The following is a 21,172-nucleotide window of genomic DNA, read 5'->3' as shown; positions in this document are numbered from 1 at the left end:
GGCATGGTGCACCAGCATTTTCACCTCGCGCCGCGGCTCACTGTGCTGGAAAACCTTTTGATAGGCATTCCCGGCAAGACAGGCCGGATCGACCGCGCCGGTGGGCTGGCGCGGCTCGCCGAGATAGGCCGCCAGCATGGGCTGACGCTTGACCCGAACCTGCCGGTCTCGGCGCTGTCGGTCGGCGAGCAGCAGCGGCTCGAAATCGTCAAGGCGCTGTTTCGCGGTGCGAGGCTCTTGATCCTCGACGAGCCGACGGCGGTGCTGGCGCCGAGCGAGGTCGACGGACTGTTTTCGGCGTTGCGCTCGATGGCCGCACAAGGCCTCGGCATCATCTTCATCTCGCACAAACTCAACGAGGTGCGGGCGCTGACGCATCGCTGCACGGTGCTGCGGCATGGCCGCGTTGCCGGCCGCGTCGATGACCCGGCCAACACGACATCCTCGGAGATGGCAACACTGATGTGCGGCCATGAGATCGTGCCGCCGGCGAGGGGACCGTCGACGCCCGGTGCCGCGGTGCTGACCCTCGACGGCATTTCGACCTCAAAGCACTCGGGCACGCCGCTGCGCGACGTATCGCTTGCCGTCCGTGCCGGCGAGATCCTCGGCATTGCCGGCGTGTCGGGCAATGGCCAGCGGGCGCTGGCGGAGGTGATCTCCGGGACACGCGTGCCCGATGCCGGTCAGATGACGATCGCCGGCAGCAAGGTCTCGCGGTTTTCGCCGCGCGAGGTGCAGGCGCTCGGTCTTGGCCGCATCCCGGAAGACCGCATGACGACCGGGTTGGTGACCAACCTGCCACTCGCCGATTCGATGGTGTTGCCGCGCATCGGTACCGCCGCTTTCAGCAGCGGTGGCTTGCTCAAGCCGGATGCGATCCGCGCCTTTGCCGAGGCGCAGATCAACGCCTATGATATCAGGTGCCCCGGGCCGATGACACGCGCCGGGGCGCTGTCCGGCGGCAATCTGCAGAAGGCGCTTTTGGCGCGCGAACTCGCCTTCGATCCGAAGGTGCTTGTTGTCTCGCAGCCGACGCGCGGGCTCGATATCGGCGCTGCGCGCTTCATCCACGAAAAGTTCCTCGACATGCGGGCCAAGGGCTGCGGCATCATCGTCATCGGCGAGGATCTCGAAGAGCTGCTGGTGCTCTGCGACCGCATCGCGGTGATGTATGAGGGCCGCATCGTCGGCACGCTCGACAGCGCCGATGCGACGGTCGCCCGGCTGGGCCTGATGATGACCGGCGCGGAGGGTCACAGCTGATGTTTCGCCTGGAAGTCCGCACGTCAACGCCCGCCTGGTTCAATCTGGCTTTGCCGCTGCTGGCGATCGGAGCAACGCTCATCTTGTGCAGCGGCCTGATCGCGCTGGCAGGCGCCGGCGTGCTTGAAGCCTACGGCGTGATGTTCACGGCCTCGCTCGGCGACAGCTATGCGATCACCGAAACGATGGTGCGCGCGGCGCCGATGATCTTCACCGGGCTGGCGGTAGCGGTCGCCTTCCGAGCCAAATTCTGGAACATCGGCGCCGAGGGTCAGTTGCTGGCCGGCGCGGTGGCCAGTTGCTTTGTCGGCGCCATTCCGATGCCGGGGCCGCTCGCCATGGTGTTGATGGCGTTGGCGGGTGCCGCCGCGGGAGCCGCGGTCGCGCTGGTGCCGGCGACGCTCAGAGTAAAATTCAAGGTCGACGATGTCGTCAGTTCGCTGTTGCTCAACTCGGTCATCTACTACGCGCTGATGGCCCTGATCGAGGGGCCGTGGAAAGACAGTTTCAGCGGCTATCCGATCTCGCCGCCGATCGAGGATTCGGCCAATTTCCCGGTGCTGCTCGAAGGCACGCGGCTGCATCTCGGCGTCGTCGTGGCACTGATTGCGGCACCGTTGATCTGGTTCCTGATCGTGCGCACGACGCTCGGCTTCCGCATCAGGGTCACCGGCGAAAACCCGGAAGCCGCCAGATATGGCGGCATCCATGTCGAGCGCGTGCTGATCTCGACGGCGCTGCTGTCCGGCGCGCTGGCTGGGTTGGCCGGTGTCGGCGAGGTCGGCGGCGTGCATTTCCAGGTGATGAGCGATATCTCGCCGGGCTACGGCTATTCCGGCATCGTCGTTGCCATGCTGGCGCGGCTCAACCCGCTTGGCGTCGTGCCGGCGGCGATCTTCCTTGCCGCCGTGATGACTGGCGCCGAGGCGATGTCGCGGGCGACCGGCGTGCCGGCCTTCCTCAGTGACGTCATCCAGGGCACCGCATTGCTTGCCATGCTGGTGGCGCTGCTGTTCACCGCCTATCGCATCCGCCGCGTCGGGGCTGCCTGATGAGCGCAGTGTTCGAACAGATCTTTCAGGTAGGCTTCCTCGCCGCGATCATCCGCATCGCCACGCCGCTGGCTTTTGCGACGCTCGGCGAAATGTTCTCCGAGCGGGCCGGCGTGCTCAATCTCGGCATCGAAGGCATCATGCTGTTGTCGGCGATGACCGGCTTCACTGCCGCCAGCCTCAGCGGCAGCCTGTGGCTCGGCGTGCTGGCGGCTGTGCTGACCGGCATGCTGATGGGCGCGCTGCACGCGCTGTTCACGGTGGTGCTCGGCCTCAGCCAGCATGTCTGCGGCATCGGCGTGACATTGTTCTCGTCGGGCCTCGCCTATTTCCTCTACCGGCTGATCTTCGGCCAGCAGTCGGTGCCGCCCAACATCAAGGGTTTTCAGACACTGCCGATCCCGGTCCTCTCCGACATTCCGGTGCTCGGGCCGGCGGTGTTCAACCAGTTTGCGCTGGTTTATATGGCGATCCTGGCCATTCCGCTGGCTGCCTTCGTGCTGTACCGCACGCCATGGGGCCTGTCGGTGCGCATGGTCGGCGAAAACCCACGCGCCGCCGATTCGGCCGGCGTCAGTGTCATCGCCACACGCTTCCAGGCGGTTGTCCTCGGCGGTGCGCTGATGGGGCTGGCCGGCGCCTTCCTGTCGATGGCGCAGTTCAACGCTTTCACCTTCGGCGTCGTGTCGGGGCGAGGTTGGGTAGCAATTGCGCTTGTGGTCTTCGGCCGCTGGGATCCGTGGCGCTCGGCGGGGGCGGCACTGCTGTTCGCCTTCGTCGATGCCTTGCAGCTGCGCATGCAGGCCAGCGGCCTCGGGCACATCCCCTACGAGGCATTCCTGATGCTGCCCTTCATCTTTACCATCGTCGCCATGGCGGTGATGTCGCGCAACGCGGTGGCGCCCTCGGCGCTGCTCAAGCCGTTTCGGCGCGAGGAGCGCTAACAGCTCTGGCGGCTGTCAGCGTCCCGCTGCTCACATCGCGGTAAAGCCGTTGTCGACGAACAGATGCGTGCCGTTGACGAAGCTCGACTCGTCGCTGGCCAGATACAGCGCGGCCCTTGCCACCTCTTCCGGCTCGCCGATGCGGCCTTGCTGCGCGGCCAGCGCTGCGTCTGAGACGTCGACGCCGAGTCTGCCGAGATCGGCGACCTCACGCAGGCCATGCGGCGTGCGGATGAAGCCGGGGCAGACCGCGTTGCAGCGGATGTTGCGGTCGCGGAACTCGACCGCGATGGCGCGCGCGAACATGTGGCAGGCGCCCTTGGTGGTGTCGTAGAGCACTTCGTTGGGAGTCGCCGCCACCGCCGAGATCGACGAGGTGCAGACGATCGAGCCGCCGCCCGCCGCGATCATGCCGGGCAGCACGGCGCGCGTCATCAGGAACATCGAGCGCACATTGACGGCATGCAGCCAGTCCCATTCCTGGACCGTCGTCTCCAGGAAAGGTTTGATGACGATGGTGCCGGCGTGGTTGAACAGCACGGTGACCGGGCCGAGCTTTTCCGCCGCCCCTTTCACTGCCGCTTCGACCTGGGCTTCGTCGGAGACGTCGGCGACAAAATGCTCGGCGACATGGCCGCGTGTCCTGATTGTCGCTGCGGTTGCGGCGGCGGCCTCGCCGTTGCGGTCGACGATCGCCACCTTGGCGCCTTCAGCGGCGAACAGCTCCGAGGCCGCCCCACCCATACCCGTCGCGCCGCCCGAAATGATAGCGACCTTGCCGGCCAGTCTCGTGCCCATTTTTCTGCCCCCTGTTTGACGATTTCGCTTTGCTGGTTCGGCGATGCTACCGCGCCCGCGCCGGGCGGCCAATCCACGAATTGGGTGCAGCGGGGACAACGCCATCGGGCTCTTCAGGGGCCGACGCAAAGCGGGCATCCCATGTCGATCGCTCGCTCAGATGGGCGCTCTCAGCAAGTAGCCACCAATTTGTAGCTATCCAAGAGAAAATTATTCTACCTATCGCCCGAAAATAGCAATCGACAAAGTCTACAAGTTTTATAGATTAACAGGCGAGACGGAGGCCGATATGTCCTATATCCAGAACGCCCAGACGGATCGCAACGGCCAGAGGCTGGCCAGTGCCCAGGCCTTTCGGCCGGCCTATGCCGGTGCCTTCGCCTATCTCGTCTTTGCCCTTGCGTTTGTGTTCACCGGGGCCGTTGTTCTGGGTCTTATTCCCTGAGTCGTCAGATCGACCGGGGTTAGCTGCTGCCCCACCGCTTGCAGGCAATCGGAGTTGAATGAACCGAATCCTCGGTGCGCTTTCGCGCGCCCGACACAACGGAGGAGATGGCAATGCCGATCGAGTTCACGCATGTCCCCGGCAAGACCGCCGACGCCGCAGTTCCCTTTTTCTACGACTTTGCCGATACCGCGACCAAGCTCGGGCTGATCGAGGACGGCGGCTTCCGCAAGATCGTCGTCGACGATTCGGCCGGGTTGCTGACCAACATGGATCTTGCCACCCAGGTGCTGGATAGCACCTCGTCGCTGGAAGTCGTCCTTACCCACTGGGCGGGCGTGATCGAGCCGACAGTGGCGGCGCGGCAGCTGGCTGCCATCGACGCCAAGAGCGGCGGTCGGCTGGCGCTGAGGATGCTCAGTGAGCCGCTGAGCGACGACGATGCCGAAACACGGCCGGTCGGGCATACTGTCATTTGGCAGCGCATCGACGAATATCTGGTGCTGCTCAAGCGGCTGTGGTCCAACGACCGGCCCTTCGACCATGAAGGCGCGTTCTACAGCATCAAGGGCGGCTACGTGCCGCGCAAGGGTCCGCACGGCGCCGACCTGATCATCCGTATGGGCGGGCAATCCGGAACGGCGCTCAAGGTCGCCGGCCGGCATGCCGATGTCTTCGAACTGGTGCCAGGCTCGATCGACGAGGTTCGGCAGCTGATGGAGCGGGTGCGCGGTGCCGCTGCCGAGCACGGTCGGGCGGGCAAACTGCGCTTTGCGCTTCCGGTCAGGATTCACCAGGGCGCTTCCGCCACGGGCCACAAGGCGGTCGACCTTTCCGGGCCACCGGCACAGGCCGCCCTGTCGCTGCTTGCCTATACCGCGCTCGGGATCGATGAATTCATGATTGTCGGCGTCGACACGCCGCGCGAGATCGCCACGGTCGGCCGGGAAACGATCGCCCTGCTGCGCAACTCCCTGGCGCGTCGCGAGACCGACGCATTCCAGCCCGGGGCGTATGCGTCTCGCGCGGGTCTGGAGACGCGCGCAATGGGCTGAGATCCTTCAGCCTTTTGTTGCTTCAGGCCTGTCGCCAAGTCGCGACAGGCCTTCGATGACGGCGGCTGAATCCGTCAGCGCGCCGAAGACGCCGTCTTCGACCGTCACCATGTGAAGTGCTGCCTCGTGCGCTTGTCTGTCGCCGCTGGCGCAGGCGTCCGAGATCGTCAGGCATTGGAAATTCCGGTCGCAGGCTTCCCGCAACGTGGTGTGGACGCAGACATCCGTGGTGCATCCGGAAAACATGAGATGCGTGATGCCTTGCGCGCGCAGGACAAGCTCGAAGTCCGTATAGGTGAAGGCGCTGTTGCAGGTCTTGTCGACGATGATGTCCTGCGGCGCGACGTCGATCTCCGGAACGATCTGGAATCCCGGGCCCGAGCGCAGCAGGATTTCGGTGCCTTCGAGCCCGGAGCGCTTGCGGCGCCATTTTTCGTAAGGCGTCATGTCGGCCATGTCAGCCCGATAGCCCTGCCTGGTGTGGATGATGCTGACGCCGGCCTTGCGGGCGGCTGATATCAGCCGGCTCACGGTCGGCAGGATCGCCCTGAGCGGCGAGGGGTCGTAGCCTTGCTTGGCGAAGTAGCCCGTCGTCGACAGGAAATCCTGCTGCAGGTCGATGACGATCAGCGCAGTGTTTTCGGCAACCAGCCTGCCGTCATAGGGGAAGTCGAAAGGCGTCGCCTTGATCATCCGGGGTTTTCTCCTCACCGATTGTGCGGTCTATCCTGAACGGCGAAGTTGCAGCCGTCCACCCGGGCAGCAATCCTAACACCAAGAGGCAGGACGAGGGGCGTCGTGCCGGCGACGACAGTTCGCCGTGCAAACCCTCACGGTTACGTCGCGCCGATTTGTTGACCGTTGCAGTCATCTTAAATGTTGACTAGTAAGGTCATGTTTCATAGTCAACCGGGCATCGCCTGCCGAAAGCCGAAATCTGGAAATGCGGGTGGCCGCACTGGAGAAAAGCCATGACCGTGGCTGGAATTGATGCCCAGACTGCCTTCCATATCGACGCGGTGCGCTTCGCCGTCGGCGAGCGGACGCTGCTCGGTCCGGTTTCGCTCGAACTGCAGCGCTCGCGCGTCTACGGGCTGATCGGCCACAATGGTTCGGGCAAGTCGACGCTGATCAAGCTGATGGCGCGCCAGCAGCCGGCAAGCTCAGGCGCCATCACCTTCGCCAGGCGGCCACTATTGCAGTGGGGCGCCCGCGAGCTTGCCCGCGCGCTTGCCTATCTGCCGCAGACGACGCCGGCGGCGACCGGTCTCACCGTGCGCGAACTGGCGACGCTCGGACGCTATCCCTGGCATGGCGCGCTTGGCCGCTTCCGCGCGGAAGACAGGCAGCATGTCGACGAGGCGCTGGCCTTGACCGACATGGACGGTTTTGCCGACCGGCTGGTGGACGAATTGTCGGGCGGCGAACGCCAGCGCGCGTGGCTGGCCATGCTGGTGGCACAGAACGCCGGCGTCATGCTGCTCGATGAGCCGATCTCGGCGCTCGACATCGCCCACCAGGTCGAGGTGCTCGGGCTGGTCAAGGATCTCAGCCGCAAGCGCGACCTCTGCGTCGTCGTCGTGCTGCACGATCCCAACATGGCGGCGCGCTACTGCGACGAGCTGATCGCGCTGAAGGACGGCAAGCTGCTGACGCGCGGCACGCCCGGCGAGATCATGCGCAGCGATGTGCTGAAAGGCATCTTCGGCGTGGAGATGGGCGTGTTCGCGCACCCCGTCACCGGCCAGCCCGTCGGCTATGTGCAGTGACGAGATTTGATGCGGTGGTGGGAAATGGAAAGCGGCCGGCCGCTGAGAGAACAAGGAAGAAGCTGTTGTCGAGAAGTGGTTTGTTGGCGGCGTTGGTCGCATCCGTCATCCTGTCGGTCGGTAGCGCGACCGCCCAGCAGCAACCGGCTGGTTCCGCCCCCGTGATCGAGGCGACCACCACGCCGGCTGCACCGGCACCCGCAGCACCGGCAGTCGTCCCCCCAGCCATGATGGCGCCTGTGCAGCCGGCCAGCCAGCCGAACGCGACCGTACCGGCCGAGGCCGGGCCTTCGACGGCGCTGGAGCTGGCCCTGCCGCATGATCTGTCGCCGTGGGGCATGTTCATGGCGGCCGATATCATCGTCAAGGCGGTGATGATCGGGCTGGCCTTTGCCTCCCTTGTCACCTGGACGATATGGCTGGCCAAATCGCTGGAGATTCTTGGTGGCAAGCTGCGTATCCAGCGCGCAGTGCGGGCGATCGGCGAGGCCGCCACGTTGAAGCAGGCGAGCCGCGCCCTCGACCGCAGCGGCGGCCCCGGCGCGCTTCTGGTGCGGGCGGCCGAGGAGGAGACCGCACTTTCTGCAGGTGCGCTCGATCATGTCTCGGGAGACGGGCTGAAGGAGCGGGTCACGTCGCGCCTGTCGCGCATCGAGGCGGCGGCGTCGAGGCGCATGTCGCGCGGCACCGGCGTGCTGGCGACGATCGGCTCGACCGCGCCCTTTGTCGGCCTCTTCGGCACCGTCTGGGGCATCATGAACGCCTTCATCGGCATCTCGCAGGCGCAGACCACCAATCTCGCCGTGGTCGCGCCGGGCATCGCCGAAGCGCTGCTAGCCACCGCGATGGGCCTTGTCGCGGCAATACCGGCCGTCGTCATCTACAACGTCTTTGCCCGCTCGATAGCCGGCTACCGGCAGATCCTCGCCGATGCCTCGGCGGGCGTCGAACGGCTGGTCAGCCGCGACCTCGACTTCCGCACCGTCGCGCCGCCGACGGCGCTGGCGGCGGAGTAGCGCCATGGCAAGCAGAATCCGACAGACCATGGACGACGATCTCGAGGAAAGCCACGAGATCAACGTCACCCCCTTCATCGATGTCATCTTGGTGCTGCTGATCATCTTCATGGTCGCGGCGCCGCTGGCGACGGTGGATGTCAATGTCGACCTGCCGGGCTCGACCGCAACGCCCGCGCCACGGCCCGAAACGCCGCTGTTCCTGACGCTGAAGGACGATCTGTCGCTGGCGATCGGCAACGACAGCGTGCCGCGCCCGGCGTTCGCCGCGACGCTGGACAGCAGGACAAAAGGCGACAAGCAGACGCGCATCTTCCTGCGTGCCGACAAGGCGGTCGCCTATGGCGACCTGATGGAGGCGATGAACCTGCTGCGCGGTGCCGGCTATCTGAAGATCGCGTTGGTCGGCCTGGAGGCGGCGCCGGCAACTACTGGTGCAGCGGCGCCATGATGCAAGCGACCGCCTTGCCCTCGGTCCAGTTGTCGCGCTTCGGCTGGCGCGACCTTGGCTTGTGGGCCGGTGCGGCCGCGCTGGTCCTCGGAGCTCATGTCGCGGTCGCCTATGCCGTGCAAAACTTCACGATGGTCACCGAAGCAGACGGCGGTCTGCCACCGGCCCAGGTGATCGAGATGGCGCCGATGGTGGTGATGCCGGCGGTGGAAGAGCAGATTGCCGCGCTGGACGCGGTTACGCCAGATCAGACCGAGCCGACACCGACTCCCGAGCCTACGCACGAAGAGCCGGTCGAGAAGGCGGAGCCGGTTGTCGAACAGCCGCAAGCCGTTCCGCCCGACGAGGCCGAATTCACCCGAACCGAAATGGCTGAACAGGTCGACCAGCCGCCGCCGGATGAGGTCGTCCCGGATATTGTCGAGGCTGTCGCCCCCGAGGTCGTCATTCCCTTGCCGCAGCCGAAACCGGTCGAAGTGGTCAAGGACAAGAAACCGGTCGAGGCCAAGGCGAAAAAGCCTGTCGAGAAGCCCAAGCCGCGGCCGAAGAAGGAGAAGGCGGCGCCGCCGAAGACGGTAGCCGCCGCCAGCGCCGATGCACGGCCTGCGGCCAGGACTGCCGCGCCGGAGTCGGCACAATCCGCGTCGCGATCCGGCGACTCCAGCAAATGGGACTCCCGCTTGGGCGCCTGGATCAAGCGGCACACGCGCTATCCCCGTTCGGCCAAGGCTCGAGGCGTGGAAGGCAGGCCGTATGTCGCCTTCACGGTCGACTCGTCCGGCCGGGTCCTGTCTGCCAGGCTCTCTCGTTCCTCCGGAGATGCGGATTTGGACCGTGCGGCACTCGCCGTGCTGCAAGGCGCCTCAGTGCCGGCACCGCCGCCGGAACTCGGCTCGCGCCTGAGCCGAACAGCACCGTTCGTGTTCAGCCTGCGCAATTAGAGACTAGAGCAGACCCGGATCCATCAATAGCTGAGCGACAGGCACAGGGCTTCGACCTGCTCCAGATAGAAGCGACATTTCGTGCGCAGAAGCCTGAGGCTCGGGTCGTCGGCGCCGTTGATCTCGATGGTCTGCATCATGAAGTCGAAATGGGCATGAAAGGCGTCCACCGCGCCCCAGAGACTGTCGACCTGGCAGCTATCGGCAATTGCCATCGAGACGAGTTGGCGAGCCTCGACCCGCGCGGCGTCAGGCGATGGCGGTTGCCTGGTGATCAAGGCGTCGAGCCGGCTGAAAATGCTTTCCCTGGCGTCGACGCTTCTGATGTTCGCAATCATGTTCATGTGCAGATCCCCCTTGGCAATTCCAGGCGCGCAACGGTTTCCCGCGGGCAGGATGCGATCAAGGCCGGGATGGCGGCCGCATCGGTCGGTCGGCCCCTGATGATGTTAGCGACCTCGGCATCGGCCTGTTCGAACCAGTAGACCATGTCGGCGCGGTTCAGATCCGTGGCGGCTTTTTTCAGCAGTGGCATCAGGTTTTGCAACGCGCATAGCGTCCCCCAGCGGTTTGGCCGGGAGGTCGAGCCGGCCACCGCGCATGCGGCTGACGATTGCATGTCGCTATGCTCTCCGCGGCTGGGCAGCACGATTGTCCTTTGCCTGCACCTTGGGGTGCAGCGGGTTGCCGCTGAGCTGCGCATGCCTGGCCGGCCGTGCGCCGCGAAGAACGTCGAAGGCTTCTGCATAGGCCATGCCCAGCAGATAGGAGATCATGGGAAAACGGCTTGCTTCGGCCATCTGCACGAGCTCATTGGTCATCGACGAAATGTATTGAAGACTATCGATTTCCGACTGACGTAGGGAATGATTTGCCACGTGCTGCTCCTGTCTGTGGTTGAACCTAGGGAACGCGTTACAGAAAATAATAAGCCGACTAATTGATAGATTGGCCCGCCGAAGACGGGCATGATTCCGGGGCCGAGAGGGTCAAGGCATAGATGGGCGCGTCGGTGAGGCGATCGAGGCCGAGCAGGCGCTTGATCGCCAAATGACTGAGCGCCGCCGTCGGGCATGCCGACAGGCCATGATTGGTCGCCGCCAGCATGATGTTCTGGCCGATATGGCCAGCCTCGATCAGCACGACACGATAGGCGTTGGCGTCCTCGTATTTCCACATCGTGCGATCGAGCTTCGCGCAAAGCAGGATAAGGCACGGCATGGTATCAGCCCATTCCTGTCCACCGACCAGTTCGGAGATCTTGGGCAGATGGTTTGCGGAAATCCTGCCAAGGTCGTGATCGGCGGCACAATAGTGGTAGACGCCGGGCTCGAGACCGTCGACGCCGAGCGCGACCACATAGGCCTCATAGGGATTCCTCGCGCCGCCGGAAGGGGTCATGCCAAGCGGCAGGGCGCCAACGCAGTTGGCGGTCTCGCCGGTGATGCCGAGCCCTGCGAACAGGCAATCGGAAAGCTGTTTGGCCGTGATGGTGGGCTGAGCCGCCGTGCGGTTGGTGCGGCGGCGCGCCATCAGGGCGAGAAGTTCATTGTCTTCCAATGCGTTCGGCAGCTGAATGGCGCCAGCGGAATTCTTCAGCACCAGGTCCGGTTGCGGCGTGTGGCCGGCGCGTTCGATCTGCCGTTCTTCCGCTTGCTCGATGGTCATGTATGCGCTGTCCTGGACGCAGAAATGCATCAGCGCGGTCGGAAGGCCCCAGCTCCATTGTCCGGAAAACTGCTCCTCCTGCTCGGCGAGCGGCGATCCGGCGGTCACCAGGGCGGAAAAATCGAGCAACTGGGGAACAACAGCCTTCAGCTCGGACTTCGACCACCCATGGGCGCGGGCGATATCCGCCGTCGACGCCCATTTGTCCCACGATGCAAGAAGACCGACCATCTCCGGGCTGCATTCAAACACGCTTCTGGTCAGGAAGTTGCATGCCGTGATCTTGTTAGGCCCGGGGTAGAAAACAAGCGTTTTTGAAGAGCGCATTTTCATGATGCTGAATGCCATGTGCGGAGCCGAGGCGCCGACAAGCGAACCGCTCGCCGGCGCAGAACGGCTTCAGCGCTTGTTGTAGTGCATGCCCTGCGAAAAGAAGACGGTCTGCGTGCCGGCGGCAGTCGTCAGCTTCGGAGCGGTGTTCACTTTCTTGGCCATTTTCATCCCTTCCTTGATCCCATCGGGATCCGTTGAAAGACCCCCCAAAACGGGATCCACGGCAAGAAAGGTAAGGTCGGAAGAGTTAATGGTATGTTAAAATTGTAGTAAATCCACGTACCAAAGACGGGCTGATGAATTATCTTTCCTGTCACTAAAGTGTAAAATATCGATTTTATTCAGATACAGAGTAGACAATCGTTGGCATACGCTTTTTCGGTATATGCTTATTCTTATTTAGCGTAAGCCACGGCGATCGACGGCATTAGCCCAGCCCGTCCCGGGTTAGGCTGACCACCAGTAGGTCGACGCTTGGATCGTCGAGCCTGATGACGTGTGCCATGCTGATGGCGTCCCTGGGGCGGATGTTGGCCATGTCGCGCCGCATGATGACGGACACGAAGGCCGGCCCGGCCTCCGTCAGAAGCATAGCCTTGCCTATCAGCACCGGTTCGGAGATCGGTGCCCATTGCACGGAGATCAGCGACGGCTCGCCGGTCTGGCGACGATTGATGCCGCTGAAATAGATCCAGTTCAGGCGCGAGATCGCCACCCCATAGTGGTTGCCGCGCGCCCGCGCCCATGTCGATCCCCGGCGTTCCGACCATCCGGTAACCCTTCTGAAGGTGACCAGCTCGGCTTCGCGACGCACGAAGGTTACCGATCGCATCAAGAGGTCGGGCCGGGAGGGAATCGAAAAATAGGTGAAATAGGTGCCTCCCGCGATCGATGGGCTGGGCGGACGGATCATCTGGTTGAACAAGCTCTCCGAAACCGGCGGCAGGCCCCGGACCCTGGGTTCGGGGACGTCGGGATCCTGGTACAACTCGGCCTCGTCGATCCGGAAGTAGTCGCAGATCAGCTTGGCGGTGGCCTTGTTGGGAACCGTCTGTCCTTGCAGATAGCGTTCGAACTGCGTGCGGTTGATGCCCAGCTCACGGCATACCGCGCTGACGGAAGCATGGTCCTTGCAGAGCCGTCTAAGGTTTGCAGCGAGATTCTCGCGAATTGACACGTCTTTGCTTCCGCAGGCGGATTTTTCATTTCGACTCGAAAGCCATATAGCGTCTTCGGTCGCCCCCGCCGAAACGCCCTTGTCACAACGCACAGAAAAACTGATTTGGTAACGTCAATCTAATGGGGCAGTTTCCAAAAAGAACGGAAACAATCCGTGAGCAGCTTCCGCCATAAGTCCAATTGACAACAGTTTTGTCAGATATTGCGAGATGGACGCGCAGTAGTGCGGCCCTCGAAAGCGCCTTGGCACAACAAATACCGCCCGCAGGAGCCAGGACGAGCCCCGTGCGGTGCATTCGGCGCGGAGAGTGGAGAACTGATTATTCCGCTGGTGGAGCTGAGGAGGATCGAACTCCTGACCTCGTCATTGCGAACGACGCGCTCTCCCAGCTGAGCTACAGCCCCGTCCAGCGGATGGGCGCATTTATCGGGCGTCGTGGTTTTCTGTCAAGGCGGCGTTTTGCCGAAATCCGCTGCCGTCGCGTGTCGGGCCAGCGTAGAGGGAAGGCGGCCCTTGCCGGTTTCGCGTGCAATGGCTACATGTCGGCAACAATTGGAGACCGGCATGCTCGCCCTCATTCAGACAATCGTTATGGCGCTTGACCTCTACTGGTGGATCATCATCGCATCGGCGATCTTCTCCTGGCTCTACGCCTTCAACGTCGTCAATTCGAAAAACCAGTTCGTCGGCAGTATCGGCAACATGCTCTACCGGCTGACCGAGCCGGCGTTGCGGCCGATCCGCCGCTTCATGCCGGATCTTGGCGGCATCGACATCTCGCCGATCATCCTGCTTCTGATCCTGTTCTTCCTGCGGCAGTTCATACTCACCACGGTGGCGCCACTCGTCCTGTGAGCCCGGTGCTCGCATGAGCGCGCCGTTCCGCCTGCGCGATGGTGGCGTCGACCTGTTTGTCCGGCTGACGCCGAAGGCTGCGCTGGACAGGCTCGAAGGCGTCGAGACGACAGCGGACGGTCGAAGCCATCTGAAGGCGCGCGTCCGCGCCGTGCCGGAAAACGGCGCTGCCAATCAAGCGCTTGAACGATTGCTGGCCAAGATGCTGGGCGTGCCGGCGTCCACCGTCTCGGTTGTCGCCGGCGGCACCGCCCGGCTGAAGACCGTGCGCATTTCAGGCGATCCGGCGATGTTGGCGAAAGGCATCGAGGGGCTCGGCTCCTGATGCCCTTCGGTGAAGGGTTCAATCCCCCAGCGGCAAACGCGGATCGTCGACTTTCAACGTGTTCACGCTCTGCTTGATACGGCGCAGATTTTCGAGGACTCGTGGTCCGCGCGTCTCGGCGACGGAGGTGACGATCATGTCGACGATCGACAGCAGCGCATAGCGCGACGATGTCGGCTTGTAGATGTTGCCGTCTTCCAGCGACTGGAAATGGATGACCGTGTCGGCGACCTTGGCGAGTGCGGAGTCCGGCGGCGTGATGGCGATTGTCGTGGCACCATATTGCTGGGCGACCTGCACCGCATCGATAACCGATCGCGCATAGCCCGAGACAGAGAAGGCGATCAGCGTGGTGTCGGGCGTGGCGACGGCGGCGTACATGCGCTGCAGCTGTCCGTCGATCTGCGCCAGCACCGACACGCCCAGCCTGAACAGCCGGTTCTGCATTTCGGTCGCCATCATCGAGGAAATACCGCCGGAACCGATGCACAGCACATTGCCCGAGACGGCGATGCGCGCGGCGACGGCGACCAGCGTCGTCATGTCGAGGTTTTCGCTGGCGCGCTGGATGGCCGATATCGCCGCTTCGGTGATGGCGGAAGCGATGCGCTGTTCGCGGGCATCGCGGCTCAACGGCTCCGGCGATAGATACTGGCCGCCGATGGCGATGGCCTGTGCCAGATAGAATTTGAAATCGCGCAGGCCCTCGCAACCGAGGTTGCGGCAGAACCGCGTCACCGTCGGTTCGCTGACACCGACACGCGCGGCAATTTCCGAGATCGCCGCCTTGGAGACGAAATCAAGGTCGGCCAGCACGAAGCCGGCCAGTTTGCGATCCGACTTCGTTCCGTCCTGTAACATCAGCTGCAGGCGCGTGATGATGTCGGCCGGCGTCTTCATGTATGTGTTTTCATAGAGGCAGGCCCGTCGCCTTGTCGAACAGATGGATGTTGCCGGGATCGACGGTCACCGGCAGCAGGTCGCCCGGCCTGACCGGCACCCTGTCGCGGAACACGGCGCGTACGGTATCAGCACCAATGGCGCCATAGACATGGGTCTCGGAACCGGTCGGCTCGACGACATCCACCTTGATCGCCATCGCGTCGACAGCCTCGCCGATGACGAAATGCTCGGGCCGGATGCCGGCTTCCACCGCGCTGCCCGCCGGCACCTGTTTGCCGGCAAGCGCAAGTCGGCCGCCACCGGTCGACTCGAACCAGGATTTCTGAGCTGTCGTCTTGAGAGAACCCGACACAAAGCTCATCGACGGCGAGCCAAGGAAGCTGGCGACGAACTTGTTGGCCGGCCTGTCATAGAGTTCCAGCGGCGCGCCGACCTGCTGGATCCTGCCACGGTCCATGACGACGATGCGGTCGGCCATGGTCATGGCTTCGATCTGGTCGTGGGTGACATAGACGATCGTCGATTTCAGCCGCTGGTGCAGCGCCTTGATCTCGACGCGCATCTGCACGCGCAATTGCGCGTCGAGGTTGGACAGGGGCTCGTCGAACAGGAACACCGACGGCTCGCGCACGATGGCGCGGCCCATGGCGACGCGCTGGCGCTGGCCGCCCGACAGCTGGCGGGGATAGCGGTCGAGATAGGAGAAGAGATTGAGGACGCCGGACGCCTTTTTGACCTTTGCGTCGACCGCCTCGCGCGCCTCGCCGCGTATCTTCGGGCCAAAGCCGATATTGTCGGCTGCCTTCAGATGTGGAAACAGCGCATAGGACTGGAACACCATGGCAATGTTGCGCTGCTGCGGCGGCAGCGCGTTGGCGCGCACGCCGCCGATCAACAGGTCGCCGGAGGTGATCGTCTCCAGTCCGGCCAGCATGCGCAGCAAGGTCGACTTGCCGCAGCCGGACGGGCCGACCAGCACGACGAACTCGCCGCTCTTGATATCGAGGCTGATGTTCTCGAGGATCTTGTGCTGTCCGAAGGATTTCGACAGGTCGCGAAACTCGACGTCGGTCATGCTCACGCTCCCAGAATGTCGTCGATGAAGGGCAGGCAACCGGCGGTCAGCCCCGCGTCCACCGGCATCACCACGCCCGTTATTCCAGATGCGCGATCGGACGCAAGGAAGGCGACGGCTTCCGCCACTTCCGAAGCGTTGACGATGCGGCCAAGCGGATAGAGCCGTTGCAGCTTGCCTAGGATTTCAGGATCCTTGGCAAGGCGATGGTCCCAGGCGGCGGTGCGGATCGATCCGGGGCAGACGACATTGGAGCGCAGGCCGCTGCGGCCGAGCTCGACGGCGATCGCCTTGGCGTAGGCGTTGATGCCGGCCTTGGCCGCGGCATAGGCGGGATTGCCGAAATGCGCGATGGCGTTGACCGACGAGATGAAGACGACGCTGCCGGAACCTCGGCCGGCCATCGCCTTGACCAGCGGATCGGCGAAGTTCATCACGCCGGTCAGGTTGAGGTCGAGTTCCTGCTCTATCTTGTCGGGATTGAGCGCCGAAATCGTTTCGGCGCGCGTCCAGCCGGCATTGTTGACGAGAATGTCGGGCATGCCATCCCGGTCGAGGATCGCGGCGATCGCTGCCGCTATCGATGCCTTGTCGAGAAGGTCGAAGACGTGGCGGGAGGCAAGGTGCGGGCTTTTCAATGCCTCGCTTGATTGGTCGCAGCCGACGACCCTGGCGCCCCTTTGCGCCATCAGCGCCACGATGGCGGTGCCGAGGCCGCCGCCAGCACCTGTGACCACGACAGTCTTGCCCTCGAACTCGGCCCTGCCTTCGAACTCGGCTTGCGAAACCACCGTACGTCATCCTCCGGGAGTTCTGACAGATGGTGCAACGCCTAGGCCAAAAAATGTAATTAAGCAACAGAATAATCTGCTTGCAAGCCTTCAAATCATCGATAATGTAGGAAAGTCACATAAATCTTCTGCTCCGGCAACGAAGAGGCGCGCAGGCGCAAAATCAAAATGGGAGAGATCAAATGAGCCTTGCAAAATGGACTGTCGGCCTGATGGCCGGAATGAGCATGCTGGCAATTGCGGCGCAGGCGAATGCGGGCGAGGTGCGCGTCACCGTCGCCGAGTACAGCGCCAAGACTGCTCCCTATTTCGCCGACGTCAAGAAGGAATTCGAGGCGGCCAATCCCGGCATCACCGTCAAGTTCGAAGTGGTGCCGTGGGATGTGCTGCTGCAGAAGCTGACCACCGACATCACCGCCGGCACCAATGCCGATCTGTCGATCATCGGCACGCGCTGGCTGATCGACTTTGTCCAGCAGGATGTCGCCGAGCCGCTCGACAGCTACATCAAGCCCGACTTCAAGGACCGCTTCATCGACACCTTCCTGTCGCCCTCGATCATGGAGGGCAAGACCTACGGCCTGCCGATCGCGGCCTCGGCGCGCGCCATGTACTACAACAAGGAGCTGTTCGAGAAAGCCGGCATCGCCAAGCCGCCGGCAACCTGGACCGAGCTGCAGGACGATGCGCGCAAGATCAAGGCGCTGGGCTCCGGCACCTTTGGTTTCGGCCTGCAGGGCAAGGAGATCGAGACCGACGTGTACTACTACTATGCGATGTGGTCCCAGGGCACCGAGATCCTCAACAAGGACGGCACCTCCGGCCTCGGCACGCCCGGCGCGCTTGAAGCGGCCAAGCTCTACAAGTCGATGATCGACGAAGGCCTCACCGAGCCGGGCGTCACGTCCAACAACCGCGAGGATGTGCAGAACCTGTTCAAGCAGGGCAAGGTTGGCATGATGATCACCGCACCGTTCCTGTCCAACCAGATCAAGGACGAGGCGCCGAACCTGAAATACGGCGTGGCGGCCATTCCCGCCGGGCCGACCGGCGCGCGCGGTACCTACGGCGTGACCGATTCCATCATCATGTTCAAGAACTCCAAGAACAAGGACGAGGCCTGGAAGCTGCTCGATTTCCTGTTCACCACCGAACAGCGCGCCAAGTTCACGCAGGGCGAAGGTTTCCTGCCGGTGAACAAGGAAGAGGCCAAGATGGACTACTATGTGAACAATGCTGATCTGGCGGCGTTCACCGCGCTGCTGCCCGACGCCCGCTTCGCGCCGGTCATCCCCGGCTGGGAGGAGGTCGCCCAGATCACCTCCGACGCCATGCAGAAGATCTATCTCGGCGGCGATCCCGAGGCAGGCTTGAAAGACGCAGCCGCCAAGGCCAACGCGGTGCTGAAGAAATAGGGCGTATCTCCCTGCGCCCGTGGCGCGCCCCAGACTCAGGCGGGGCGCGCCACCCCTTGGTTTCCCGCCTGGTGCGGTGGATCCGAAATTCGCATAGAAACTTCTGATCCACGCGCGTGGATCGGTTCACCGTTTGGTGAAACGGCGAACCGATCCAACTCTTTATTTTAACGCAATTCCGAACGGAAAACCGCGCCACACTTTTCCTGGAATTGCTCTAGGCGCAGGCCAGCCGATGCAAAACCGTTTCTTGCCCTATCTTCTGACCTTACCCAGCCTGTTCCTGGCGGCGATCGTCATCTTCTGGCCGGTCTGGGATCTGATCCAGATCTCGACGCACGATGTCAGCCGCTTCGGCCAGCTTCGCGACTTCAACGACTTTGCCAATTTCGGGGCACTCGCTGCCGATCCCGATTTCATGGCCGCGCTCTGGCGCACCGGCCAGTGGACGGTGATGGTCGTCGGCGGCGCGCTGCTTTTGTCGATCCCGGTGGCGATGATCCTCAACACCGACTTCTATGGCCGCGGTATTGCCCGCGTCATCATCATGTTGCCCTGGGCGGTGTCGCTGACCATGACCGCGGTGGTCTGGCGCTGGGCGCTGAGTGGTGAAAGCGGCATGCTGAATTCGGCGCTGATCGGCCTCGGCATCATCGACCACAACATCCAGTGGCTGGCGAGCGCCGAAACCGCCTTTCCCATGCAGGTGCTGATCGGCATCCTGGTGACGGTGCCGTTCACGACAACGATCTTCCTCGGCGGGCTGTCGTCGATCCCGGATGACCTATACGAGGCGGCGGCGCTCGAAGGAGCGACACCGCTGCAGCAGTTCCGCGAAATCACCTTTCCACTGCTGAAGCCGTTCATCAACATCGCCATCGTGCTCAACACCATCTACGTGTTCAATTCCTTCCCGATCATCTGGGTGATGACGCAGGGCGGGCCGGCCAATTCGACCGACATCCTGGTCACCCACCTCTACAAGCTCGCCTTCCGCATCGGCAAGCTGGGCGAAGCATCGGCGGTGTCGCTGGTGATGTTCGCCATATTGCTCATCTTCACCATGATCTATGTGCGGCTGGCGATGCGGGAGCAGCGCGCATGACAAGTAAACTCAAACGCACCGTCATTGCCTGGCTGCTGCTGGCGCCACTGATCGTGGTGACGCTCTTTCCGTTCGCGGTGATGTTCCTGACCGCGGTCAAGCCGAGACAGGAAGTGCTGTCGCCGACCTGGTGGCCGAGCGAATTCCGCTGGGCCAACTTCTCCGACATGTGGGTGGCGACCGGCTTTGGCCAGGCGCTGCTCAATTCGCTCTACGTGTCGGTGATCGCCACCGTCGGCGCCATCCTGATCTCGGTTCCGGCGGCCTATGCCATGTCGCGCTTCCGCTTTGCCGGCTACGGCGCCTTGCGCCAGTTCCTGCTGATTTCGCAGATGATCTCGCCGATCGTGCTGGTGCTCGGCCTGTTCCGGCTGATGGCCGCCTGGGGCCTGGTCGAGAGCACGACGGCGCTCGGCTTCATCTACATGGCCTTCAACGTCGCCTTCACGGTGTGGATGCTGCAGAGCTATTTCGACACCATCCCGCGCGATCTCGAGGAGGCGGCCTGGATGGAAGGCGCCGGCCGCTGGCTGACCTTGCGCAAGGTGTTCCTGCCGCTCTGCCTGCCGGCGATCGCGGTCACCGCGATCTTCACCTTCATCAATGCCTGGAACGAATTCGTCGTCGCGCTCACCATGCTGCGCAGCCAGGAAAGCTACACGCTGCCGATCCAGGTGTTTTCGCTGGTCGCCGGCCGCTATACCATCGAATGGCACCACGTCATGGCGGCCACGCTGCTGGCGACCTTGCCGGTGGCCATCCTGTTCATCTGGCTGCAGCGCTACCTCGTCAGGGGCCTGGCGCTCGGGGCGGTCAAATAGCCGCCACCATCCACGGAGCTTTCATGCGCATCTTCACCGCCTCGCTGGCGACGGAAACCAACACCTTCTCGCCGGTGCCGACCGATAGGGCCTCGTTCGAGATGGCCTTCTATGCTGGGCCCGGCAAACATCCGGAAACACCGACTTTGTGCTCGTCGCCGATGGTTGCCCTGCGCCGGCGGGCGGTCGCCGAAGGCCTTGATGTCATCGAGGGCACCGCCACCTGGGCCGAGCCCGGCGGGTTGGTGCAGCGGCAGACCTACGAGGCGCTGCGCGACGAGATTCTCGGCCAGCTCAACGCAGCGCTGCCGGTCGATGCTGTCATCCTCGGCCTGCATGGCGCGATGGTGGCGCAAGGCTATGACGATTGCGAAGGCGACCTGCTCGAACGGGTCCGCGCAATGGTTGGGCCGGAGGTGGTGATCGCCGTGGAACTCGATCCGCACAGCCATCTGACACCGAAGCGCGTGACGGCCTCTGACATCCTCGCCTACTTCCTCGAATTTCCGCACACCGATTTCTACGAGCGCGGCGAACATGTCGTCGAGCTTGGCCTTGCCGCGGCGCGCGGTGAGATCAAGCCGGTCATCTCGACGTTCGATTGCCGCATGATCCAGGTGCTGCCGACCAGCCGCGAGCCGATGCGGTCCTTCGTCGACCGCATCAAGGCGCTGCACGGCAAGGACGGCGTGCTGTCGGTCTCGGTCATCCACGGCTTCATGGCGGCCGACGTGGCCGAGATGGGCACGCGTATCCTGGTCGTCACCGACAATGACAAGGCCAAGGGCGATGCGTTGGCGGAACGGCTGGGGCGGGAACTCTACGCGCTGCGCGAAAAGACGGCGATGACCATGCTGAGCGCCGCCGACGGCATCGACCGGGCGCTGGCCGTGCGCGCCGAAAATCCGGGCAAGCCGGTGGTCATCGCCGATATCTGGGACAATCCCGGCGGCGGTGTGCCGGG

25 protein-coding genes and 1 tRNA gene are annotated in these 21,172 nt (G+C 63.5%); 15 read left to right on the top strand and 11 right to left on the bottom strand.

Annotated features, from left to right (window positions below; all coding sequences use genetic code 11):
- The 3 genes from EN935_RS02530 to EN935_RS02520 form a co-directional block, all read left to right on the top strand.
- On the top strand, positions 1-1,266 hold a 1,266-nt coding region (locus tag EN935_RS02530), incomplete at its 5' end, for an ABC transporter ATP-binding protein (protein WP_164771001.1).
- The gene (locus EN935_RS02525) at positions 1,266-2,318 is read left to right on the top strand and encodes an ABC transporter permease (protein WP_127265657.1); all 1,053 of its coding nucleotides are present in this window, start codon (positions 1,266-1,268) and stop codon (positions 2,316-2,318) included. The genes EN935_RS02530 and EN935_RS02525, both read left to right, overlap by 1 nt.
- Complete coding sequence (locus EN935_RS02520) at positions 2,318-3,262, top strand: ABC transporter permease (RefSeq protein WP_127265656.1); 945 nt, start codon at positions 2,318-2,320, stop codon at positions 3,260-3,262. Before EN935_RS02525 ends, EN935_RS02520 begins: the two co-directional genes overlap by 1 nt.
- A 30-nt stretch (positions 3,263-3,292) precedes the next feature.
- On the opposite strand, the gene EN935_RS02515 is transcribed toward EN935_RS02520, so the two are convergent.
- Positions 3,293-4,060 carry an SDR family oxidoreductase gene (locus EN935_RS02515; RefSeq protein ID WP_109664148.1) on the bottom strand — a complete coding sequence of 256 codons (768 nt, stop codon included), beginning with the start codon at positions 4,058-4,060 and terminating at the stop codon, positions 3,293-3,295.
- 289 nt (positions 4,061-4,349) lie between these two features.
- Between EN935_RS02515 and EN935_RS02510 the strand changes: the two genes are divergently transcribed.
- Positions 4,350-4,505 (top strand): hypothetical protein, encoded by a 156-nt coding sequence (locus tag EN935_RS02510; protein WP_109664162.1) that lies wholly within the window; start codon positions 4,350-4,352, stop codon positions 4,503-4,505.
- 113 nt (positions 4,506-4,618) lie between these two features.
- Positions 4,619-5,560, top strand: a complete 942-nt coding sequence (locus EN935_RS02505) for an LLM class flavin-dependent oxidoreductase (RefSeq protein WP_127373152.1) — start codon at positions 4,619-4,621, stop codon at positions 5,558-5,560.
- A gap of 6 nt (positions 5,561-5,566) precedes the next feature.
- Here the strand turns inward: EN935_RS02505 and EN935_RS02500 are convergent, their stop codons facing one another.
- Entirely contained in the window at positions 5,567-6,253 is a 687-nt protein-coding gene (locus tag EN935_RS02500) for an isochorismatase family cysteine hydrolase (RefSeq protein ID WP_126066832.1), read from the bottom strand.
- 278 nt (positions 6,254-6,531) lie between these two features.
- Here EN935_RS02500 and EN935_RS02495 point away from each other — a divergent pair, with 278 nt between their 5' ends.
- From EN935_RS02495 to EN935_RS02480, 4 genes are all read left to right on the top strand, one after another.
- Entirely contained in the window at positions 6,532-7,329 is a 798-nt protein-coding gene (locus tag EN935_RS02495; RefSeq protein WP_109664172.1) for an ATP-binding cassette domain-containing protein, read from the top strand.
- Between the two features lie 65 nt (positions 7,330-7,394).
- Positions 7,395-8,345: a tonB-system energizer ExbB gene (exbB, locus tag EN935_RS02490; protein WP_109665377.1), complete on the top strand. Its 951-nt coding sequence runs from the start codon at positions 7,395-7,397 to the stop codon at positions 8,343-8,345.
- 4 nt (positions 8,346-8,349) lie between these two features.
- On the top strand, positions 8,350-8,796 hold the full coding sequence (exbD, locus tag EN935_RS02485; protein ID WP_109664176.1) for a TonB system transport protein ExbD: 447 nt from the start codon (positions 8,350-8,352) through the stop codon (positions 8,794-8,796).
- Entirely contained in the window at positions 8,793-9,737 is a 945-nt protein-coding gene (locus tag EN935_RS02480; RefSeq protein ID WP_127265219.1) for an energy transducer TonB, read from the top strand. The genes exbD and EN935_RS02480 overlap by 4 nt, the downstream gene beginning before the upstream one ends.
- Before the next feature lie 23 nt (positions 9,738-9,760).
- Here the strand turns inward: EN935_RS02480 and EN935_RS02475 are convergent, their stop codons facing one another.
- The 6 genes from EN935_RS02475 to EN935_RS02445 all read right to left on the bottom strand — a co-directional run bounded on the left by EN935_RS02475 (position 9,761) and on the right by EN935_RS02445 (position 13,322).
- A complete protein-coding gene (locus EN935_RS02475) occupies positions 9,761-10,081 on the bottom strand; it encodes a hypothetical protein (protein WP_109664185.1) in 321 nt (106 codons plus the stop codon).
- Positions 10,078-10,284 (bottom strand): hypothetical protein, encoded by a 207-nt coding sequence (locus EN935_RS02470; protein ID WP_164771000.1) that lies wholly within the window; start codon positions 10,282-10,284, stop codon positions 10,078-10,080. Before EN935_RS02470 ends, EN935_RS02475 begins: the two co-directional genes overlap by 4 nt.
- Positions 10,285-10,360: 76 nt before the next feature.
- The gene (locus tag EN935_RS02465) at positions 10,361-10,615 is read right to left on the bottom strand and encodes a hypothetical protein (RefSeq protein WP_109664195.1); all 255 of its coding nucleotides are present in this window, start codon (positions 10,613-10,615) and stop codon (positions 10,361-10,363) included.
- A gap of 58 nt (positions 10,616-10,673) precedes the next feature.
- Positions 10,674-11,636, bottom strand: coding sequence for a SagB/ThcOx family dehydrogenase (locus EN935_RS02460; protein WP_245468969.1), 963 nt, complete (start codon positions 11,634-11,636; stop codon positions 10,674-10,676).
- A 529-nt stretch (positions 11,637-12,165) separates the two neighbouring features.
- Positions 12,166-12,915, bottom strand: coding sequence for a helix-turn-helix transcriptional regulator (locus tag EN935_RS02450; RefSeq protein ID WP_127265221.1), 750 nt, complete (start codon positions 12,913-12,915; stop codon positions 12,166-12,168).
- 331 nt (positions 12,916-13,246) lie between these two features.
- Positions 13,247-13,322 (bottom strand) — tRNA-Ala (locus tag EN935_RS02445).
- 160 nt (positions 13,323-13,482) lie between these two features.
- On the opposite strand from EN935_RS02445, the gene EN935_RS02440 reads away from it, so the two are divergent.
- Positions 13,483-13,773: a YggT family protein gene (locus tag EN935_RS02440; protein WP_109665382.1), complete on the top strand. Its 291-nt coding sequence runs from the start codon at positions 13,483-13,485 to the stop codon at positions 13,771-13,773.
- Positions 13,774-13,786: 13 nt separating this feature from the next.
- The gene (locus EN935_RS02435; protein ID WP_126066826.1) at positions 13,787-14,098 is read left to right on the top strand and encodes a DUF167 family protein; all 312 of its coding nucleotides are present in this window, start codon (positions 13,787-13,789) and stop codon (positions 14,096-14,098) included.
- Between the two features lie 18 nt (positions 14,099-14,116).
- Here EN935_RS02435 and EN935_RS02430 read toward each other — a convergent pair whose 3' ends face one another.
- Genes EN935_RS02430 through EN935_RS02420 form a run of 3 tightly spaced genes read right to left on the bottom strand, consistent with a single transcriptional unit; the run spans position 14,117 to position 16,867 of the window.
- On the bottom strand, positions 14,117-14,998 hold the full coding sequence (locus EN935_RS02430; RefSeq protein WP_109664213.1) for a MurR/RpiR family transcriptional regulator: 882 nt from the start codon (positions 14,996-14,998) through the stop codon (positions 14,117-14,119).
- A gap of 10 nt (positions 14,999-15,008) precedes the next feature.
- Positions 15,009-16,076, bottom strand: coding sequence for a sn-glycerol-3-phosphate ABC transporter ATP-binding protein UgpC (ugpC, locus tag EN935_RS02425; RefSeq protein WP_109664217.1), 1,068 nt, complete (start codon positions 16,074-16,076; stop codon positions 15,009-15,011).
- 2 nt (positions 16,077-16,078) lie between these two features.
- On the bottom strand, positions 16,079-16,867 hold the full coding sequence (locus tag EN935_RS02420; protein ID WP_127265982.1) for an SDR family oxidoreductase: 789 nt from the start codon (positions 16,865-16,867) through the stop codon (positions 16,079-16,081).
- A gap of 182 nt (positions 16,868-17,049) precedes the next feature.
- Between EN935_RS02420 and EN935_RS02415 the strand changes: the two genes are divergently transcribed.
- From EN935_RS02415 to EN935_RS02400, 4 genes are all read left to right on the top strand, one after another.
- Positions 17,050-18,282, top strand: a complete 1,233-nt coding sequence (locus tag EN935_RS02415; RefSeq protein ID WP_109664227.1) for a sugar ABC transporter substrate-binding protein — start codon at positions 17,050-17,052, stop codon at positions 18,280-18,282.
- 235 nt (positions 18,283-18,517) lie between these two features.
- Positions 18,518-19,387 carry a sugar ABC transporter permease gene (locus tag EN935_RS02410; RefSeq protein ID WP_109664231.1) on the top strand — a complete coding sequence of 290 codons (870 nt, stop codon included), beginning with the start codon at positions 18,518-18,520 and terminating at the stop codon, positions 19,385-19,387.
- A complete protein-coding gene (locus EN935_RS02405; protein WP_109664236.1) occupies positions 19,384-20,208 on the top strand; it encodes a carbohydrate ABC transporter permease in 825 nt (274 codons plus the stop codon). The genes EN935_RS02410 and EN935_RS02405 overlap by 4 nt, the downstream gene beginning before the upstream one ends.
- 23 nt (positions 20,209-20,231) lie before the next feature.
- The coding region (locus tag EN935_RS02400; protein ID WP_164770999.1) for a M81 family metallopeptidase at positions 20,232-21,172 on the top strand (941 nt) is incomplete at its 3' end.

This window comes from Mesorhizobium sp. M7D.F.Ca.US.004.03.1.1 (assembly GCF_003998635.1).
Taxonomy (GTDB): domain Bacteria; phylum Pseudomonadota; class Alphaproteobacteria; order Rhizobiales; family Rhizobiaceae; genus Mesorhizobium; species Mesorhizobium loti.
This window is presented reverse-complemented; position numbering and strand designations above follow the sequence as displayed.

Excerpts from the sequence above, each read along its gene's own strand:
- EN935_RS02430 (WP_109664213.1), bottom strand. The coding sequence starts at position 14,998 with ATGAAGACGCCGGCCGACATCATCACGCGCCTGCAGCTGATGTTACAG.
- EN935_RS02475 (WP_109664185.1), bottom strand. The coding sequence starts at position 10,081 with ATGAACATGATTGCGAACATCAGAAGCGTCGACGCCAGGGAAAGCATT.
- EN935_RS02515 (WP_109664148.1), bottom strand. The coding sequence starts at position 4,060 with ATGGGCACGAGACTGGCCGGCAAGGTCGCTATCATTTCGGGCGGCGCG.
- EN935_RS02510 (WP_109664162.1), top strand. The coding sequence starts at position 4,350 with ATGTCCTATATCCAGAACGCCCAGACGGATCGCAACGGCCAGAGGCTG.
- exbD (WP_109664176.1), top strand. The coding sequence starts at position 8,350 with ATGGCAAGCAGAATCCGACAGACCATGGACGACGATCTCGAGGAAAGC.
- EN935_RS02520 (WP_127265656.1), top strand. The coding sequence starts at position 2,318 with ATGAGCGCAGTGTTCGAACAGATCTTTCAGGTAGGCTTCCTCGCCGCG.
- EN935_RS02435 (WP_126066826.1), top strand. The coding sequence starts at position 13,787 with ATGAGCGCGCCGTTCCGCCTGCGCGATGGTGGCGTCGACCTGTTTGTC.
- EN935_RS02405 (WP_109664236.1), top strand. The coding sequence starts at position 19,384 with ATGACAAGTAAACTCAAACGCACCGTCATTGCCTGGCTGCTGCTGGCG.
- EN935_RS02410 (WP_109664231.1), top strand. The coding sequence starts at position 18,518 with ATGCAAAACCGTTTCTTGCCCTATCTTCTGACCTTACCCAGCCTGTTC.
- EN935_RS02480 (WP_127265219.1), top strand. The coding sequence starts at position 8,793 with ATGATGCAAGCGACCGCCTTGCCCTCGGTCCAGTTGTCGCGCTTCGGC.
- EN935_RS02495 (WP_109664172.1), top strand. The coding sequence starts at position 6,532 with ATGACCGTGGCTGGAATTGATGCCCAGACTGCCTTCCATATCGACGCG.
- EN935_RS02460 (WP_245468969.1), bottom strand. The coding sequence starts at position 11,636 with ATGGTCGGTCTTCTTGCATCGTGGGACAAATGGGCGTCGACGGCGGAT.
- EN935_RS02440 (WP_109665382.1), top strand. The coding sequence starts at position 13,483 with ATGCTCGCCCTCATTCAGACAATCGTTATGGCGCTTGACCTCTACTGG.
- ugpC (WP_109664217.1), bottom strand. The coding sequence starts at position 16,076 with ATGACCGACGTCGAGTTTCGCGACCTGTCGAAATCCTTCGGACAGCAC.
- EN935_RS02415 (WP_109664227.1), top strand. The coding sequence starts at position 17,050 with ATGAGCCTTGCAAAATGGACTGTCGGCCTGATGGCCGGAATGAGCATG.
- EN935_RS02505 (WP_127373152.1), top strand. The coding sequence starts at position 4,619 with ATGCCGATCGAGTTCACGCATGTCCCCGGCAAGACCGCCGACGCCGCA.
- EN935_RS02525 (WP_127265657.1), top strand. The coding sequence starts at position 1,266 with ATGTTTCGCCTGGAAGTCCGCACGTCAACGCCCGCCTGGTTCAATCTG.
- EN935_RS02500 (WP_126066832.1), bottom strand. The coding sequence starts at position 6,253 with ATGATCAAGGCGACGCCTTTCGACTTCCCCTATGACGGCAGGCTGGTT.